The organism is Streptomyces sp. NBC_01016 (assembly GCF_026341035.1).
Classification (GTDB): domain Bacteria; phylum Actinomycetota; class Actinomycetes; order Streptomycetales; family Streptomycetaceae; genus Streptomyces.
Genome location: NZ_JAPEOQ010000001.1, coordinates 2,110,297 through 2,127,688, shown reverse-complemented (window position 1 = coordinate 2,127,688; position 17,392 = coordinate 2,110,297). Strand labels below are relative to the sequence as shown.

15 protein-coding genes are annotated in these 17,392 nt (G+C 71.1%); 11 read left to right on the top strand and 4 right to left on the bottom strand.

Going from position 1 to position 17,392, the window contains the following annotated elements:
- Nucleotides 1-44 precede the first annotated feature (44 nt).
- Together OG746_RS10060 and OG746_RS10055 are read left to right on the top strand one after the other, a co-directional pair.
- On the top strand, nt 45-2,045 hold the full coding sequence (locus tag OG746_RS10060; RefSeq protein ID WP_266713603.1) for an ATP-binding SpoIIE family protein phosphatase: 2,001 nt from the start codon (nt 45-47) through the stop codon (nt 2,043-2,045).
- Nucleotides 2,046-2,055: 10 nt separating this feature from the next.
- A complete protein-coding gene (locus OG746_RS10055; RefSeq protein WP_266713602.1) occupies nt 2,056-2,517 on the top strand; it encodes a hemerythrin domain-containing protein in 462 nt (153 codons plus the stop codon).
- Nucleotides 2,518-2,521: 4 nt separating this feature from the next.
- Here the strand turns inward: OG746_RS10055 and OG746_RS10050 are convergent, their stop codons facing one another.
- Nucleotides 2,522-3,559, bottom strand: coding sequence for an Lrp/AsnC family transcriptional regulator (locus OG746_RS10050; protein WP_266713601.1), 1,038 nt, complete (start codon nt 3,557-3,559; stop codon nt 2,522-2,524).
- 89 nt (nt 3,560-3,648) lie between these two features.
- Here OG746_RS10050 and OG746_RS10045 point away from each other — a divergent pair, with 89 nt between their 5' ends.
- The gene (locus OG746_RS10045; protein ID WP_266713600.1) at nt 3,649-4,920 is read left to right on the top strand and encodes an MFS transporter; all 1,272 of its coding nucleotides are present in this window, start codon (nt 3,649-3,651) and stop codon (nt 4,918-4,920) included.
- Nucleotides 4,917-6,197 carry an amidohydrolase gene (locus tag OG746_RS10040; protein ID WP_266713599.1) on the top strand — a complete coding sequence of 427 codons (1,281 nt, stop codon included), beginning with the start codon at nt 4,917-4,919 and terminating at the stop codon, nt 6,195-6,197. Before OG746_RS10045 ends, OG746_RS10040 begins: the two co-directional genes overlap by 4 nt.
- Before the next feature lie 4 nt (nt 6,198-6,201).
- Here OG746_RS10040 and OG746_RS10035 read toward each other — a convergent pair whose 3' ends face one another.
- Complete coding sequence (locus tag OG746_RS10035; protein WP_266713598.1) at nt 6,202-8,442, bottom strand: transglycosylase domain-containing protein; 2,241 nt, start codon at nt 8,440-8,442, stop codon at nt 6,202-6,204.
- 287 nt (nt 8,443-8,729) lie between these two features.
- Here OG746_RS10035 and OG746_RS10030 point away from each other — a divergent pair, with 287 nt between their 5' ends.
- The 5 genes from OG746_RS10030 to OG746_RS10010 all read left to right on the top strand — a co-directional run bounded on the left by OG746_RS10030 (nt 8,730) and on the right by OG746_RS10010 (nt 13,663).
- Nucleotides 8,730-9,665: an SPFH domain-containing protein gene (locus OG746_RS10030; protein ID WP_266713597.1), complete on the top strand. Its 936-nt coding sequence runs from the start codon at nt 8,730-8,732 to the stop codon at nt 9,663-9,665.
- Nucleotides 9,662-9,895: a type II toxin-antitoxin system antitoxin gene (locus OG746_RS10025; protein WP_266713596.1), complete on the top strand. Its 234-nt coding sequence runs from the start codon at nt 9,662-9,664 to the stop codon at nt 9,893-9,895. The genes OG746_RS10030 and OG746_RS10025 overlap by 4 nt, the downstream gene beginning before the upstream one ends.
- Before the next feature lie 152 nt (nt 9,896-10,047).
- Complete coding sequence (locus OG746_RS10020) at nt 10,048-10,575, top strand: PadR family transcriptional regulator (RefSeq protein ID WP_266713595.1); 528 nt, start codon at nt 10,048-10,050, stop codon at nt 10,573-10,575.
- The gene (locus OG746_RS10015) at nt 10,572-11,270 is read left to right on the top strand and encodes an ABC transporter ATP-binding protein (RefSeq protein ID WP_266713593.1); all 699 of its coding nucleotides are present in this window, start codon (nt 10,572-10,574) and stop codon (nt 11,268-11,270) included. Before OG746_RS10020 ends, OG746_RS10015 begins: the two co-directional genes overlap by 4 nt.
- Complete coding sequence (locus OG746_RS10010; RefSeq protein WP_266713591.1) at nt 11,267-13,663, top strand: FtsX-like permease family protein; 2,397 nt, start codon at nt 11,267-11,269, stop codon at nt 13,661-13,663. The genes OG746_RS10015 and OG746_RS10010 overlap by 4 nt, the downstream gene beginning before the upstream one ends.
- 3 nt (nt 13,664-13,666) lie before the next feature.
- Here OG746_RS10010 and OG746_RS10005 read toward each other — a convergent pair whose 3' ends face one another.
- The gene (locus tag OG746_RS10005; protein ID WP_404072601.1) at nt 13,667-14,632 is read right to left on the bottom strand and encodes a LysR substrate-binding domain-containing protein; all 966 of its coding nucleotides are present in this window, start codon (nt 14,630-14,632) and stop codon (nt 13,667-13,669) included.
- Nucleotides 14,633-14,764: 132 nt separating this feature from the next.
- On the opposite strand from OG746_RS10005, the gene OG746_RS10000 reads away from it, so the two are divergent.
- Together OG746_RS10000 and OG746_RS09995 are read left to right on the top strand one after the other, a co-directional pair.
- A complete protein-coding gene (locus OG746_RS10000) occupies nt 14,765-15,319 on the top strand; it encodes a peroxiredoxin (RefSeq protein ID WP_266713589.1) in 555 nt (184 codons plus the stop codon).
- 2 nt (nt 15,320-15,321) lie between these two features.
- Nucleotides 15,322-15,852: an alkyl hydroperoxide reductase gene (locus OG746_RS09995; protein WP_266713587.1), complete on the top strand. Its 531-nt coding sequence runs from the start codon at nt 15,322-15,324 to the stop codon at nt 15,850-15,852.
- A gap of 108 nt (nt 15,853-15,960) precedes the next feature.
- Here the strand turns inward: OG746_RS09995 and OG746_RS09990 are convergent, their stop codons facing one another.
- On the bottom strand, nt 15,961-17,337 hold the full coding sequence (locus OG746_RS09990) for an AI-2E family transporter (RefSeq protein WP_266713585.1): 1,377 nt from the start codon (nt 17,335-17,337) through the stop codon (nt 15,961-15,963).
- Nucleotides 17,338-17,392: the final 55 nt, after the last annotated feature.

The following is a 17,392-nucleotide window of genomic DNA, read 5'->3' as shown; positions in this document are numbered from 1 at the left end:
CCAGTGACGCGGCGCGCAGCCCCGGACGGACGGAATCGACACGCGTGACGGAGTATCCCACCTCCCACGAAGGCCGCCACCACGGAACGGCGGCCCGCCCCGCCGACCCCCGCGGGGCCCTTCGGCACACCCCAGAGACCTCCGGCGAGGCCTCCGCCCCGGGCTCCGGAGGCCTGCCGGAGCAGCCACGGCGAGCTTCCGGTTCCACCCCGGACGCCGAGCACGCGCAGCCCGTGGCGCCCTCCCCCGAGCCCGTGCGGCCCGGGCCTCCGGAGGGTGCCGACCGCCGCACCGGGCAGCCGCGCCCCAGCGGACAGCCGACGGCGATGCGGCGCGACGGCGACCGGCTGCGCTTCGTCGGCGCCGCGACCCGGCGGATCGCCCGCGGCCTGGACCTCGACGAGATCGTGATGGGCCTGTGCCGGGCGACGGTGCCCACGTTCTCCGACGCGATCCTGGTGTATCTGCGCGAGCCGCTGCCGGTGGGCGACGAGCGGCCGACCGGGCCCATGGTGCTGCGCCTGCGCCGCACCGACCGGATCCCGGACTCCAACGACACCACCGCCGACTCGGACTCCGAGGGCGCGGGAATCACGGTCCCGATCACCCCGCAGATCGAACTGACGGCGGGCAGTGCCGAGTTGTGCGAGGTCCGCGTCGGTGGCGCGCTCGCCGAGGTGCTGCGCGGCGTACGCCCGGTGTTCGCCGACTCGCCCGCCGCGCTCGCCGCACTGCCCGAACTCCTCGGCTCGGACCGGGCGTTGCCGGGCGGCCAGCGCGCGATCCTCGCACCGCTGCGCGGTCGCCGCCGGGTGATCGGGGCCGCGGTGTTCCTGCGCCGCCCCGACCGGCACGCGTTCGACGCCGACGACCTGCTGGTGGCGGGGCAGTTGGCGACGCACAGCGCGCTCGGCATCGACAAGGCGGTGCTGTACGGCCGCGAGGCGTACATCGCGGACGAGTTGCAGCGCACGATGCTGCCGGAGACGCTGCCGAACCCGACGGGCGTGCGGCTGGCATCGCGCTATCTGCCGGCGGCGGAGACGGCGCGGGTCGGCGGCGACTGGTACGACGCGATCCCCTTGCCCGGCAGCCGAGTTGCCCTGGTCGTCGGCGACGTCATGGGCCACTCGATGACGTCGGCCGCCATCATGGGCCAGCTGCGCACCACCGCGCAGACCCTCGCCGGACTCGACCTGCCCCCGCAGGAGGTCCTGCACCACCTCGACGAACAGGCCCAGCGGCTCGGCACGGACCGCATGGCGACCTGCATGTACGCCGTGTACGACCCGGTCGCGCACCGCATCACCATCGCCAACGCCGGGCATCCGCCGCCCGTCCTGCTGCACCTCGGCGGGCGCTCCGAGGTGCTGCGGGTGCCGCCGGGCGCACCGATCGGCGTCGGCGGGGTCGACTTCGAGGCGGTCGAGCTGGACGCCCCGGCGGGCGCGACGCTGCTCCTCTACACGGACGGGCTCGTCGAGTCCCGGCTGCGGGACGTGTGGACCGGGATAGAGCAGCTGCGCGAACGGCTCGCCGCGACCGCGCAGTTGACCGGCCCCGACCATCCGCCGCCCCTTGAGGCACTGTGCGACGAGGTCCTCGACATGCTCGGCCCGGGCGACCGGGACGACGACATCGCGCTGCTCGCCGCCCGCTTCGACGGGATCGCGCCGAGCGACGTCGCGTACTGGACGCTGGAGCCGGAGGACGCTGCGCCGGGCCGGGCCCGCAGGCTGGCGCGCAGCGCCCTGGACCGCTGGGGCCTCGAGGACCTCACGGACTCGGTCGAACTCCTGGTGAGCGAGGTCGTGACGAACGCGGTGCGGTACGCCACGCGTCCGGTGACCCTGCGCCTGCTGCGGACCGACGTGCTGCGCTGCGAAGTGGGCGACGACGTACCGCAGTTGCCGCGGCTTCGGCAGGCGCGGGCGACGGACGAGGGCGGCCGCGGGCTCTACCTGGTGAACCGGCTCGCCCGGCGGTGGGGCGCGACGCGCCTGTCCACCGGCAAGGTCGTCTGGTTCGAGCTTCCGGTGCCGTAAATATGTGGCCATGTGCCACTACTGCGGATGCCGTGAGATCCCGCTGATCAAGGAGTTCATCGCCGAGCACGAGCGCGTCACCGACGCCGCCGGTGACGCGCTGCGGGCGCTGGAGCGCGGCGACGTGGCGGCCGCGCGGACGCTCGTCGACACGATGGCGCAGGAGCTCGCCTCGCATTGGAAGGGCGAGGAGGACGGCCTGTTCGCGGTGATGCGTGACGACCCGGAGTACGCCGACTACATCGACGCCCTGGTCGCCGAGCACCGCGAGCTCGGCGCGCTGCTGCCCACCCTCGACCTCACGGACCCCGGCGACGTACAGCGCCTCAAGGACGAGACGGACGAGCTGCACCGGCACATCGCCAAGGAGGAGGACGGCCTCTTCCCTGCGTCGCTGACGGCGCTGTCCGGGGACGGGTGGGACGCGTCGATGGCGGCGTGGCGCGCGGCGCACCCCCAGCAGAACGCCTGAACAATCAGAACCCCACCGGCACATACCCCGTGGCCCGCCCCCGGTCGTCGAGCACCCGCCCCATCCGCTTCACCGTGCGCAGCGTCACCGTGCGGTCCTCGACGCGCAGGGCGGGGAACCGGTCGTCCAGGGCGGCCTCCAGCGTGGCCATGCCGTCGAGGTCGCGGAGCCAGACCTGGAAGAGCAGGTTGCAGGAGCCCGTGACCGACGTGCACAGGCGCATCTGCGGGAGGCGGGCGAGGGCCGAACCCGTGCGGTCGAGCGTGCCGTGCGGGACGGTCGCCCGGTACGTGGCGAGGGCCGGCCAGCCCGCCAGCTGCTGGGCCAGATCGCAGCGCAGCAGGATCTCCCGGTCGCGCAGTTCGCGCGCGAGCCTGCGCCGCACGGTCGACTCGCCGACGCCGACGGCCGACGCCAACTCGGCATACCCGGCACGGCCGTTCGCGCCCAGCTCGCGAAGGAGCGCCAGGTCGACCTCGTCGCGGGGCCGGAACGGTCGGGACGGCGCGCCCGGCCCGGGTCCCGCCGTGGTGAGCCGCGCCCGCCCCGCCGGGTCGAGGGCGCGCACCTTCCAGCCGCTGCCCTCCTGGTAGAGCCGCATGCTCAGCCGGGTCCGCGTGCCGCGCACGCCCGGCAGGCGGCCCAGGTCGTCGCTGACCCGGCGCCCGAGCGCGGGCAGGTCGGGCGCCGCGACGGAGAGCAGCAGGTCGTAGTCGCCGACCACGTGCTCCGCGCTGAACACCCACGGAAGCCGGACGAGGCGGGCGCTCAGCTCCTCCAACTCGCCCGGTGTGCACGTCACTTCCACGTAGGCGACGGTGGCCGTCGTCGGCCCCGCGTACGCCGTCACCCACGCCAGGCCCGCCCGCTCCAGGCGCGCCCAGCGGCGGGCCGCGGTCGTCGCGTCGATGCCGACGGCCGGTCCCACCCGGCTCCACGGGGCGCGCGGATCGGTCTGCAAGGCGTCGATCAGGGCGAGATCGGCCTCCTCGAAGGCGGCGGATTCTGGCACGAGACCGTGCGCGTTGCCGTTTTCCAGCATTTGAGGCCCCTTCCCGCACGGCGGCCGGATTCTGTCCCCACTTCCGAGCCGTCCCCCACACCAGCACGCCCACTCTAGAAGGAGTGCCTGTGGTCCCACCCTCGCAAGGCCCCGCACGTGAGCGTCTCGACAAGGGCGCCAAGATCACGGTCACGCTGCTCTTCGCCGCCTGGCTGATCGACTACATCGACCGTCTGGTCATCAATCTCGCGCTGCCCTCGATCGGCCACGAATTCGACCTCAACCGCACCCAGCAGGGCCTCGCGGTCTCCGTGTTCTTCGTGGCGTACGCCGTCTGCCAGATCCCGGGCGGCATGCTCGCCGACCGGTTCGGCGCCAAGCGCGTCACCTGCTGGGCGCTGCTCATCTGGTCCGCGTTCACGGCGCTCACCGGACTCGCGGGCTCGTTCGCGATCCTTCTGGTGGTGCGCTTCCTGTTCGGTATCGCCGAAGGTGTCTTCCCCGGCGCCTCGATGAAGGCAGTCAGCGAGCGGACGACGCCCGGCCAGCGGATGAGCGCCAACGGCATCGTGCAGTCGTCGAACGCCGTCGCCGCGGTCGTCGCCCCGCTGATCGCGGCGCCGCTCATCGCCCACTTCGGCTGGCGCTCGGCGTTCTTCACCGTCGCCGGCGTCGGCGTCTTCGTGTACGCGGCCGTCAGCCTCTGGCTGCCGGAGCGGGAGCGGACGGAGGCCGACGCACGGCCTACCGGCTCCGCCCGCACCGTGATTCGCTCGGGAACCATGTGGGCGTTCGCCGGGATGTTCTTCGGCTACGACATCATCGTGTGGGGCCTCAACACATGGGTGCCCTCGTACCTCAACCAGGAGCGCGGGCTCGCGCTCACCTCGGCGGGCGCCCTGTCGATCCTGCCCGCCGGCGCCGCGACCGTCGCCGTGATCGTCGGCGGCCGGCTCGCGGACCGCTTCGAAGGCAACCAGCGCAAGATCGTGGTGCCCGCCATGGCGGTCTCCTCGGTCGCCCTGATCCTCATGGCGACATCTTCCGGCACCGTCGCGTTCATCGGCTGGATGACGGTGGCGATCGCGTCCGCCTCGCTGGGCTACATGCCGATCTTCGCGGTGCCGCTGCGCAGCCTGCCGCCCGAACTGACCGGCGCGGCCGCCGGGTTGATCACATTCGGCGGGCAGGCCGGTGGCGTCGTCGCGCCGACCGCGATGGGGCTGCTCGCGGACTCGGCAGGATTCGGCGCCGCGTTCGGCTTCCTCGTCGTCGGCGCCGTGCTCGCCGCGATCCTCGCCTGCGTCACCCCGCAGACCACGCTCACCTTCCGCCGGGCGCTGCGGCTGCCCGACGAGACCGAGCCCACCCCCGTACCCGTACAAGGAGAGCCCCGATGACCGCCACACCCGCCACGGCCACCACCCTCGACAGCCTCCTGCCGTCCCTGCGCGAGCTCTACCGGGACCTGCACGCCCACCCCGAACTCTCCCTCCAGGAGACCCGCACCGCCGGGATCGTCGCCGCCCGGCTGCGCGAACAAGGCGGCTGGGAGGTGACCGAGGGCGTCGGCGGCACCGGCGTCGTCGGGGTCCTGCGCAGCGGCGAGGGCCCGACCGTGCTGCTCCGCGCCGACATGGACGGACTGCCCGTCCTGGAGGCGACGGGCCTGCCCTACGCGTCCGTGGCGCGCGGCACCGACCGCGACGGCAACGACGTACCGGTCATGCACGCCTGCGGCCACGACATGCACGTCACGTGTCTGCTCGGCGTGACGGCGCTCCTCGCGGCGGAGCGGGACACGTGGCGCGGCACCGTCGTCGCCGTGTTCCAGCCCGCGGAGGAGGTCGGCCGCGGGGCCCGGGACATGCTGGACGACGGGTTCGCGGAGCGCTTCCCGAAGCCGGACGTGTGCCTCGGGCAGCACGTCGGACCGTTCCCCACGGGCGTCGCGGTGACCCGGCCCGGAGCGGTGATGGCGGCCTCCGACAGCTACCGCGTACGCCTCTTCGGGCGGGGCGGGCACGGCTCGACGCCCGAGTCGACCGTCGACCCGGTGGTCCTCGCGGCGGCCGTCGTGATGCGGCTTCAGACCGTGGTCTCGCGCGAGGTCGGGGCCTCGCAGACGGCCGTCGTGACGGTGGGTTCGATCCACGCCGGCACGAAGGAGAACATCATCGCGGACGAGGCCGAGCTGAAGCTCAACATCCGCTCGGTCGACCCGGTGGTGCGCGAGCGGGTGCTCGCCGCGGTGCGCAGGATCGTCCGGGCGGAGGCGGAGGCCTCGGGCTCACCCAAGGAGCCGGAGTTCACCCCGCTCGGCTCCTTCCCCGTCACGGAGAACACGGACGACGCCACCGCCACGACGATCGACGGGCTGCGCGGGGCGCTCGGTGAGCAGGGCGTCCTCGTGCTTCCGCAGCCGATCAACGGCAGCGAGGACTTCGGCCTGTTCGGCAAGGAACTCGGTGTGCCCTCGGTGTTCTGGCACTTCGGCGGGGCCGACCCGGCCGCCTTCGCGGGGCACGACGCGGGCACGCTCGCCTCGCGCGGCCTGCCCGCGGAGATCCCGGTGAACCACTCGCCGCAGTACGCGCCGCTCCAGGACCCCACGATCGAGCTGGGGGTGCGGGCCTTCCTCGCGGCGGCCCGCACCTGGCTCGGCTCTCCCGAGTAGCCGGTCAGTCTCTCCCGTTCCCGTTCCCGCCGCCGTTCTCCGGCTCGATCGGGTCCTCCGGCCAGCTCTCGGTCGGGGTGTCGGTCGGGACCGGGAGCGTCTCCGTCGGATCCGTCGTCGGCGTCTCGCTGGTCGGCGTCCCGCTCGGCGTCGTCTGGGTCGGCGTCGGGCTGGTCGTCTCCGACTTGCTCGGCGTCGGGTCGGTCGAGGGCTCCTCGGTGGGGGTGGCCGGGGCGGTCGTCGTGGGCTGGACGGCCTTGCCCATGTCGGTGTCCAGGTCGAACTTCCCGTTCGCACTGGACGAGTTGAAGGTGTACTGCGCCCAGATCTGGGCGGGGAAGCTGCCGCCGTCGACACGCGGCAGGCCGCCCGCGCCCTCCATGGACACGTGCGCGCCGGCCTCGGACGACTTCAGCGCGCCCTCGCCGAACAGGCCCACCGAGGTGACCAGGTCCGGCGTGTACCCGGTGAACCAGGCCGACTTGTTGTCGTCGGAGGTACCGGTCTTGCCGGCGACCTGCTGGCCCTCGCGGACCGGGTTGTCGCGCACGGAGGTCTTCGCCGTGCCGTCGTCGACCACACCGGTGAGGACCGAGGTGACCGAGTCGGCGGCGCCGCGGCTGATCACCTGCTCGCCGACGGGGTCCTCCAGCGGGACCTTCTCGCCCTGCTTGGACACCGCCTTCACGATCCGCGGGGTGACCTTCTTGCCGTGGTTGTCGAGGGTCGCGTAGACGCCGGCCATCTCCATCGGGCTCGCGCCCATGGTGCCGAGGGTCTGCGCGGGGAACGGCTTGAGGTCGCCCGAGTCCATGCCGAGCTTCTTCGCCGTCGCCATCACCTGGTCCATGCCGACGTCGACGCCGAGCTGGGCGAAGACGGAGTTGATGGACTTGTTCATGGCGGTCTGGACGGTGACCGGGCCGTAGCTCTTCTTGTCCTCGTTCGGCGGGGCGAAGCCGACCTTCTCGCCGTTGTCGACGACCGGGCGCTTGCTGGTGCCGTCGTAGATCGTGTCCGCGGTGATGTTCTGGCCGGACTGCGTCGTCGCCTCGTTCTCCAGGGCGGCCGCGAGGATCAGCGGCTTGAAGGTGGAGGCGGGCTGGTAGTCGGTGCGGGTCGCGTTGTTGACGTAGTGCTCGCTGAGCCCTTCGCCGCCGTACAGCGCGAGGACCTTGCCGGTCTTCGGGTCGACGGAGACGGCGCCGGCCTGCACGCGCGCGTCGGCCTTCTTGTCCTTGCGGTCGAGCTTGTCGTTGAGCTGCGCCTTGACCGACTTCTCGAGCTGCTTCTGCTTCTTGCGGTCGACGTTGAGCGTGATCGTGTAGCCGCCGGCGTTGAACTGCGCGTCGGTGAGGTTCAGTTCCTTCATCACCTCGTCCTTGGCGGCCTCGTAGAGGTAGCCCTCCTGGCCCTGGAGTCCGGAGGCGGCCTTCGGCTGGATCGGCTTGTCGAACGTCATGCCCTGCCGTTCGCTCGCGCTCAGCCAGTGCATGTCGACCATGTTGTCGAGCACGTAGTTCCAGCGCGCCTTGGCCAGTTGCTTTCCGGTGTCGGAAGCGATCGCCCAGTCGTACTGGTTCGGGGCCTGGAGCAGCGCGGCGAGGTACGCGCCCTGCTCCACGCTCAGCTTCGAGGCGTCCTTGCCGTAGTAGGCCTGGGCGGCGGCCTGGATGCCCCAGGCGCCGCGGCCGTAGTAGCTGGTGTTGATGTACCCGGCGAGGATGTCGTCCTTGGACTGCTTCTGGTCCACCTTCAGCGAGATGACCAGTTCCTTGAGCTTGCGGGAGACGGTCTGTTCCTGCGTCAGGTAGTAGTTCTTCACGTACTGCTGGGTGATCGTCGAGCCGCCCTGCTTGCCCTTGCCCATGACGGTGTTGAGCATGCCGCGGGCGGTGCCCTTCATGTCGACGCCCTTGTCCGTGTAGAACGTCTTGTTCTCGGCGGCTACGAAGGTGTGCTGGACGCCCTCGGGCACCTCGGCCAGGTCCACGATCTCGCGGTTGACCTCACCGGTGCGGGCCATCGTGGCGCCGTCGCTGTACTTGTAGACGTTGCTCTGCACCTGGGCGTCGGGGTTGCCCTCGGGTACGTCGATCACCAGGTACAGCACGATGAACGCGCCCATGCACAGCAGGACGAGTCCGAAGAACGTACCCAGGAGCTTCTTCCAGGTGAAGAAGCGGCGTATGCCCGACGGCCGCGCCGCGCGCTTGCGCGCCTTCCTCGCATCCGCTCGGCCCATGACCTCAGTCGCTCCGCTTCTTGTCCTTGTCCGTGTACGCCCTCGCGTACGGGTACGAACCCAGTTCTCACGATGGTGCTGAATCGGCTCAAGAACCTAACCCGTCACTTATGTCGAATCTTCGTTGATTCGGCCATATCGGACGTGACAATCAGCACCTGCCCCATGGGAACCGACGAGCGAGAGGTGCGGATGGTTGCCGAACGCGATAAAGTGATATCACTTTGCTAGACCACGTTCGCGGCAGTGCTGCCACGAACGACCAGCTCAGAGATACGGGGACGGACATGTCCGAGACGGACGCCACACCGAACACTCCCGACGTACAGATGCCGAAGGCACACGTACGCGAGTTCACGGCCCACAGCATCGGCGGCGGACTCGCCCTGCTGCTCGGCCTCGTCGGCCTGATCGTCGGCGGAGGCCTGATCGCGCTCGCCGGCTCCACCGACTCGGGAGGCACCAGGGGCGCACTCATCGCGGCCGGCGTCGTGGTCGCGATCGGCTCGGTCTTCGCCATGGCGGGCCTGAACATGGTGGCGCCGGGCGAGGCCCGCGTCGTCCAGCTCTTCGGCCGCTACCGGGGCACGATCCGCACGGACGGCCTGCGGTGGGTCAACCCGCTCACCTCGCGCGCGAAGATCTCGACCCGCGTGCGCAACCACGAGACGGCGGTCCTGAAGGTCAACGACGCGTACGGCAACCCGATCGAGCTCGCCGCGGTCGTCGTCTGGAAGGTCGAGGACACGGCCCAGGCGAGCTTCGAGGTCGACGACTTCCTGGAGTTCGTCTCGACGCAGACCGAGGCGGCCGTCCGGCACATCGCCATCGAGTACCCCTACGACGCGCACGACGAGGCGGGCCTGTCGCTGCGCGGCAACGCCGAGGAGATCACAGAGAAGCTCGCCCTCGAGCTCCACGCGCGCGTGGAGGCGGCCGGCGTCCAGATCATCGAGTCCCGCTTCACGCACCTCGCGTACGCCCCCGAGATCGCGTCCGCGATGCTCCAGCGCCAGCAGGCGGGCGCGGTCGTGGCGGCCCGCCGCCAGATCGTCGACGGAGCGGTCGGCATGGTCGAGGCCGCGCTCGCCCGGATCGCCGAGCAGGACTTCGTGGAGCTGGACGAGGAGCGCAAGGCGACCATGGTCTCCAACCTGCTGGTCGTCCTCTGCGGGGACCGCGCGGCGCAGCCCGTCCTGAACACCGGAACGCTCTACCAGTGACGCCGCCCCCTGACCGCGAGCGCCGCCCGGCACGCAAACAGGTCCTGCTGCGGCTCGACCCCGCGGTGTACGACGCGCTCGCGCGTTGGGCGGGCGAGGACCTGCGCTCGGCCAACGCGCAGATCGAGTTCCTGTTGCGCAAGGCGCTCGCAGAGGCGGGGCGCCTGCCGGGTTCGGCGAAGCCGATACCGAGGCGAGGTCGTCCCTCGGCCGGCGACGAGACCGACTGAACGACACGGGGCTCCGCCCCGGACCCCGCGCCTCAAACGCCGGCGGGGCTGGATCTGCTCAATCGCCGCAGGGGCTTGAATCATCAAGCCCCTGCGGCGTCCTCATGTCCGGCTATACACACCGCGTATACATGGTGTGTATAGTCCCTCGCATGTCCATCGGCCACACCCTCCTCGGGCTGCTCGAATCAGGGCCCCGCCACGGTTACGACCTCAAGCGCACCTTCGACGAGACCTTCGGGCACGACAAGCCGCTGCACTACGGGCAGGTCTACTCGACCATGTCCCGCCTCCTGAAGAACGGCCTCGTCGAGGTCGACGGGATCGAGGCCGGCGGCGGCCCCGAGCGCAAGCGGTACGCGATCACCGACGCCGGCGTCACCGACGTACGGCAGTGGCTCGCGACGCCGGAGAAGCCGGAGCCCTACCTCCAGTCGACCCTCTACACCAAGGTCGTCCTCGCCCTGCTGACCCGGCGCGACGCGACCGAACTCCTCGACGCGCAGCGCGCCGAGCACCTGCGCCTGATGCGCATCCTCACGGACCGCAAGCGCAAGGGCGACCTCGCCGATCAACTCATCTGCGACCACGCCCTGTTCCACCTGGAAGCCGACCTGCGCTGGCTGGAACTGACCGCCGCGCGCCTCGACAAGCTCGCCGCGGAGGTACGTCCTTCATGAGTTCCCCCACCACTCCCGCCGGTTCCCTGCTGGCCGCCACCGGCCTGCACAAGACATACGGGCCGACCCCGGCCCTCGACGACGCCTCCTTCTCCGTCCACCCGGGCGAGGTCGTCGCCGTCATGGGCCCCTCCGGCTCGGGCAAGTCGACGCTGCTGCACTGTCTCGCCGGCATCGTCACGCCGGACTCCGGCACCATCACGTACAACGGCCGCGAGCTGACCGCCATGTCCGACGCGGAGCGCAGCGCGCTGCGCCGCGGCGAGTTCGGCTTCGTGTTCCAGTTCGGGCAGCTGGTCCCGGAGTTGACGTGCGTCGAGAACGTCGCGCTCCCGCTGCGGCTGAACGGCGTGAAGCGCAAGGAGGCCGAGCGCCGGGCCGTCGAATGGCTCCAGCGCCTGGAGGTCGACGACCTCGCGGGCAAGCGCCCGGGTGAGGTCTCCGGCGGCCAGGGCCAGCGCGTCGCCGTCGCCCGTTCCCTGGTCACGGGGCCGCGCGTGCTGTTCGCCGACGAGCCCACCGGCGCCCTGGACTCGCTCAACGGCGAGCGCGTCATGGAGCTGCTCACGGACGCCGCCCGCACCACCGGCGCCGCCGTCGTCCTGGTCACCCACGAGACGCGGGTCGCCGCCTACTCCGACCGCGAGATCGTCGTACGGGACGGCAAGGCCCGGGACATGGAGTTCGCCCGATGACACTCCTCGACGACCGTCCCGCCCAGGCCCCGCCCGCACCCACGGACCCCGGCCTCGCGGGCCGCCTGCGCGACCTCGCGCTCGGGGTCCGCTTCGGCTTCTCCGGCGGCCGCGAGGGCTGGATCCGGACGCTGCTCACCGCGCTCGGCGTCGGCCTCGGCGTCGCCGTTCTCCTTGGCGCCGCGTCCGTGCCGAACTTCACGAGCGCGCGCGACGCCCGCTCCGCCGCCCGCTCGATCGGCTTCGGCGAGGAGAGCGTGAAGCCGACCGACCGCACGCTGCTCACGCTCGACACCTCCTCCTCGTACCGGGACCTCTCCGTCGGCGGCTACATGGTGGACGCCGACGGCAAGAACCCGGTCCTGCCGCCCGGCGTCGACAAACTCCCGGGTCCCGGCGAGATGCTGGTCTCGCCCGCGCTGCGCGACCTCCTCGACTCCCCCGAGGGTGAACTCCTCAAGAAGCGCTACGACTTCCGCGACGTCGGCACCATCCACGAGGCCGGCCTGAGCGACCCCTTCGAGCTGTACATGTACGCGGGCAGCGACGGCCTCAGCACCGACCGCGGCGCCACCCGAGTCGACGACTTCGGGCAGGCGGGCGACGACAACCCGCTCGATCCGGCCCTGGTGCTGCTGATCCTGCTGGGCTGTGTGGTGCTGCTCGCGCCCATCGCCATCTTCATCGCGACCGCCGTACGGTTCGGTGGCGAGCGACGCGACCGCAGGCTCGCCGCGCTGCGACTCGTCGGCGCGGACGCGCGGATGACGCGGTGGGTGGCTGCCGGTGAGGCGCTGTTCGGCACGCTCGTCGGCCTCGCGTTCGGCCTGCTCGCCTTCTTCGCGGGGAGGCAGGTGTTCGCCCACGTCGAGGTGTGGCGCCTGTCCGCGTTCCCCGACGACTTCACCCCGGTGCCGGTCCTCGCCGTGCTGGTGCTGCTGGCGGTGCCGCTGTCCGCGATCGCCGTCACGGTGTTCGCCCTGCGGTCCGTCTCGATCGAGCCGCTCGGTGTCGTACGGGGCGGGCGCGTGCGCAGCCGCAGGCTGTGGTGGCGGCTGCCCGTCCCCTTCGCCGGCCTCCTGGTCCTGTTCCTGTCCAGCTTCGACGCGGGCGCGTCCCAGCTGTCCATGGTGGTGATCGCGGGCGGTGTCCTGCTGACCCTCGTCGGCCTGGTGCTCGTGCTGCCCTGGCTGGTGGAGGCCGTCGTGAGCCGGCTGCGCGGCGGCTCCGTCCCCTGGCAACTGGCTACCCGCAGGCTCCAGTTGAACAGCAGCGCCGCCACCCGCGCGATCTCCGGCATCACCATCGCGGTGGCCGGCGGCATCGCCCTCCAGATGTTCACCGTCGGCATCAACGACAGCTTCAACAGCTCGACCGGCCAGGACCCGCAGCGCGCCCAGATCGGCGCGAACACCGACTTCCCGAGCGGCACGCTGGCCGACCGGATGGTCCAGGAGTTCCGGACCACCAAGGGCGTCAAGAAGGTCATCGGCACGGTCATCACCTCGGCCGAGCGGGTGGGCGCCAAGCCCGGCGCGGACGGCTACGCCCCGTCCACCTCCCTGTCCGTCGGCTCCTGCCCCTCGCTGCGCGAGCTGGCCCACCTGCCCTCGTGCTCGGACGGCGACGTCTTCCGCGTCACCCGCTCCCACGACTCGTACAGCGACGAGCAGTTGGAGAAGGTGGCCGTGCCCGGCGGGCGGCTCGTCGTGGACAACCCCGAGGACGCGGGCCGCACCGATCTGAAGCCGGTGCACTGGTCGCTGCCCGAGGACGTGCGCACCGTCGACTCCCGCAAGGACCCGGCGGGCGAGTACTACGGCGGCATCCTCGCCACCCCCGGCGCCCTCGACCCGGCGACCCTGCACACCGCGTCGACCAACGCGCAGATCCAGATCGACGAGAACGTGCCGGACGCGGCGGACCAGGTCCGCAACACCGCGTTCGCGGTCGACCCGGGCATGCAGGTGTGGACGTACGAGGTGTCGAGCCGCGACAAGGAGTACGCGAGCATCCGCACGGCCCTCTTCACGGCCGCGGCGCTCACCATGGTGATCATCGCGGCGTCGATGCTGGTCTCGCAGATCGAGCAACTCCGCGAGCGCAAGCGGCTGTTGTCGGTGCTCGTCGCCTACGGCACGAAGCGCTCGACGCTCGCCTGGTCCGTGCTCTGGCAGACGGCGATCCCGGTGGTCCTCGGCATGGCCGTGGCGGTCACGGGCGGGCTGACGCTCGGCTGGCTGATGCTGCGCCTCCTCGGCAAGCCGGTGACCGACTGGCTGCTGTTCCTCCCGCTGAGCGGGGTGGCGGCCGCCGTCATCGCCGCGGTGACCCTCCTGTCCCTGCCTCCGCTGTACCGCATGATGCGGGCGGAGGGACTGCGGACGGAGTGACGCTCAGCGGTCGCCGAGGACGCGAACCGGCAGGCCCCGCAAGGCAGTTCGCAGGGCCGAGGCCAGCTCCTCGTACTCCGCGGAGCGCGCCGCCCCCGTCCGCATGGCGAAGGCCACGCGGCGCGCGGGGGCGGGCTCCGCGAAGTACCCGGTGAGCAGCTGACTGCTCCGGCTGGTCTCCACGGACACGGCGGTGCGCGGCAGCAGTGTCACCCCGAGGCCGCCCGCGACGAGCTGGACCAGCGTGGCGAGCCCGGCGGCGGTCGTGGCGACGGGAGCGTCGTCGCGGCCCGCCTCCCGGCAGATGTCCAGGGCCTGGTCGCGCAGGCAGTGCCCCTCGTCCAGGAGCAGCAGGTTCAGCTCCCGCAGCGCCTCACGCGGGATTCCCTCCCGGCCGCCGAGCCAGTGGTCGAGCGGCGTGACGAGCACGAAGTCCTCGTCGAACAGCGGAAGTTCGGTCACCCCCGGCACCCCGAGCGGCACGGCGAGCAGCAGCAGATCGAGCCGCCCCGCCCCCAGGCCCTCGATGAGCGACGACGTCTGCTCCTCGTGCACCTGGAGGTCCAGGTCCGGATACGTCTCGTGCACCAGCCGCAGCACCGTCGGCAGCAGGTACGGCGCCACCGTGGGAATCACCCCGAGCCGCAGCACCCCCGTGAACGGCGCCCGCACCGCCTCGGCCTCCTCGACGAGCGCGCCGACCTCGTCGAGCACCGCCTTGGCCCGCACGGCGATCCGCTCCCCGGCCGGCGAGAGCAGCACCTTTCTCGTCGTACGCTCGAGGAGGGTCACGCCGAGCACCTCCTCCAGGGCCGACACGGCACCGGACAGAGCGGGCTGACTCATCCCTATCGCGGCCGCCGCGTCCCGGAAGTGCAGATGCTCCGCGACCGCGGCGAATGCCCTGAGCTGCGCCAGGCTGGGCTGCCGGCGCCGCGCCCCCACGGGCTTTCCGTTCTGTACGGCCACTGATAGCCACCTCCGATCAACATGACCGAGTCTAGCTATTTCCGTAATCAATGCACCCTGTGCCACGATCTTGAGCAGTCCAACCCATGGAAACAGCCCCAAAAGGGATGTCTCCTACTGCAAGGAGTTCGTGTGCTCACTGTCGGTGACAAGTTCCCCGAGTTCGACCTGACTGCCTGTGTCTCGCTGGAGAAGGGCTCTGAGTTCGAGCAGATCAACCACAAGACCTACGAGGGCAAGTGGAAGATCGTCTTCGCGTGGCCCAAGGACTTCACCTTCGTGTGCCCCACCGAGATCGCCGCGTTCGGCAAGCTGAACGAGGAGTTCGCCGACCGTGACGCCCAGATCCTCGGCTTCTCCGGTGACTCCGAGTTCGTGCACCACGCCTGGCGCAAGGACCACCCGGACCTGACGGACCTCCCGTTCCCGATGATGGCCGACTCGAAGCACGAGCTCATGCGTGACCTCGGCATCGAGGGCGAGGACGGCTTCGCGCAGCGCGCCGTCTTCATCGTCGACCAGAACAACGAGATCCAGTTCACGATGGTGACCGCCGGCTCCGTCGGCCGTAACCCCAAGGAGGTCCTCCGGGTCCTCGACGCTCTCCAGACGGACGAGCTGTGCCCGTGCAACTGGACCTCGGGCGAGGACACCCTCGACCCGGTCGCGCTGCTGGCCGGTGAGTGAGCATGGCCCTCGATGAACTGAAGTCCGCCGTTCCGGACTACGCCAAGGACCTGAAGCTCAACCTGGGCTCGGTCATCGGCAACTCGGACCTGCCGGCCCAGCAGCTGTGGGGCACGGTCCTCGCGACCGCCATCGCCTCCCGGTCCCCGCGCGTGCTGCGTGAGCTGGAGCCCGAGGCGAAGGCGAACCTGTCGCCCGAGGCGTACACCGCGGCGAAGTCGGCGGCGGCCATCATGGCGATGAACAACGTCTTCTACCGCACGCGTCACCTGCTCTCGGACAACGAGTACGGGACGATGCGCGCGGGTCTGCGGATGAACGTCATCGGCAACCCGGGGGTCGACAAGGTCGACTTCGAGCTGTGGTCCTTCGCGGTCTCGGCGATCAACGGGTGTGGGATGTGCCTCGACTCGCACGAGCAGGTGCTGCGCAAGGCGGGTGTCGACCGTGAGGTCGTGCAGGAGGCCTTCAAGATCGCCTCCGTGATCCAGGCGGTCGGCGTCACCCTCGACGCGGAAGCGGCGCTGGCGTAGCTCGTTTGCCAGAAACGGGGGCCGGATTGATCCGGCCCCCGTTTCTTACGTCTCGGGGCTCCGCCCCGGACCCCGCGCCTCAAACGCCGGCGGGGCTGGAATTGGGCGCTACTCGTCCGGACTGGATTTCGGGGTCGCGCTCACCGCTGTCGCGCCGTGGGGTTCCGGGGAGTATTTGAGGGAGGCCTCGCGGGACCACGCCCGTAGGTAGACGACCACCGTGTTCGTGACCGCCACCAGTGGCACCGCCACCACCGCGCCGCCGATGCCGGAGACCATGCCGCCCGCGGCGACCGCCAGGACGACGGCCAGGGGGTGCACCCGGACCGCGCGGCCCAGGATGAAGGGCTGCAGGATGTGGCCCTCGATCTGCTGCACCGCGAGCACCACGCCCAGCGTCATCACCGCGGTGAACACGCCCTGCGTCACCAGCGCGACGACCACCGCGAGCGCGCCGGAGACGACGGCGCCCACCAGCGGGATGAACGCGAACAGGAAGATGAAGACCGCCAGGGGCACGGCCATCGGGACGCCGAGGAAGAAGATCCCCAGGCCGATGAAGATGGCGTCGATCAGCGCCACTATCACCGTCCCGCGGACGTACGCCGTGAGCGTGCGCCAGGCCCTCGGACCCGCACCCGCGATACCGGGACGGGCCTGCGCGGGGACGAGCCCCAGGGTCCACTCCCAGATGCGCCGGCCGTCGTAGAGCAGGAACAGCGTCGAGAAGATCGTCAGGAGTACGCCCGTCAGCGCCTCGACGATGACGGTGACGCCCTCCAGGCCCGCCGACGTGATCTCGTCCGTGTTCGCGCCGACCGCGTCGCGCAGCGACTTGGCGATGTCGTTGATCTGACCGTCGGTCACGTGGAAGGGGCTGTTCAGCAGCCACCTGCGCAGATCGTCGATGCCGTCCTGGACCTGCTCGGACAGCTGGTCGATGTTCTCCTGGACCTGCCAGACCACGAACCAGCCGACGAGCCCCATGATGACGAAGCCGAGGATGGCCGTCAGGGCCGTCGCGAGGCCCCGGGGCACTCCCCTGCGCATCAGGCGCGCCACCGTCGGCTGCAGCAGCGCGGTGATGAGCAGCGCCGCGATGAACGCGAACACCACCAGCTGCACCGAGCTGATGACCTTCATCAGGACCCAGAGCGTCCCGGCGAGCACCAGGAGCCGCCAGCCGGCCTCTGCCGCGACCCGAAGGCCCCACGGCACGGCGACGGCCGGCTCGGGCCGCGGGGAGACCGCCGGCGCGTACGCGGGCGGCGCGGGCACGTGGTCCGTGTCGTGCGCCGGCTGTGCTTCGGCCGGGCCCGGCGCACCGGGCTCCGGCTCGGGAGCCGCCGCCGGTGCCCGCGTCGGCCGTGGCGGCAGCTCGTCCTCCTCGGCCCGCTCGGCCTCTGCGCGGCGCTCGTCGAGGCGCTCGCCCACTTTGCTGATTCCCGCGCCTACCCGGCCGAGCCACCCTGGAACTCGCGACATCATCCGTCCTCGTTGAGCCTGTGGCCCCGACCGTACCGCGTGACAACGCCGAAGC

Bases quoted from the DNA above. Each gene is read 5' to 3' on its own strand.
- OG746_RS10055 (WP_266713602.1), top strand. From the start codon at position 2,056: ATGTGCCACTACTGCGGATGCCGTGAGATCCCGCTGATCAAGGAGTTC.
- OG746_RS10035 (WP_266713598.1), bottom strand. From the start codon at position 8,442: ATGGGCCGAGCGGATGCGAGGAAGGCGCGCAAGCGCGCGGCGCGGCCG.
- OG746_RS10020 (WP_266713595.1), top strand. From the start codon at position 10,048: ATGTCCATCGGCCACACCCTCCTCGGGCTGCTCGAATCAGGGCCCCGC.
- OG746_RS10040 (WP_266713599.1), top strand. From the start codon at position 4,917: ATGACCGCCACACCCGCCACGGCCACCACCCTCGACAGCCTCCTGCCG.
- OG746_RS10030 (WP_266713597.1), top strand. From the start codon at position 8,730: ATGTCCGAGACGGACGCCACACCGAACACTCCCGACGTACAGATGCCG.
- OG746_RS10050 (WP_266713601.1), bottom strand. From the start codon at position 3,559: ATGCTGGAAAACGGCAACGCGCACGGTCTCGTGCCAGAATCCGCCGCC.
- OG746_RS09990 (WP_266713585.1), bottom strand. From the start codon at position 17,337: ATGTCGCGAGTTCCAGGGTGGCTCGGCCGGGTAGGCGCGGGAATCAGC.
- OG746_RS10010 (WP_266713591.1), top strand. From the start codon at position 11,267: ATGACACTCCTCGACGACCGTCCCGCCCAGGCCCCGCCCGCACCCACG.
- OG746_RS09995 (WP_266713587.1), top strand. From the start codon at position 15,322: ATGGCCCTCGATGAACTGAAGTCCGCCGTTCCGGACTACGCCAAGGAC.
- OG746_RS10015 (WP_266713593.1), top strand. From the start codon at position 10,572: ATGAGTTCCCCCACCACTCCCGCCGGTTCCCTGCTGGCCGCCACCGGC.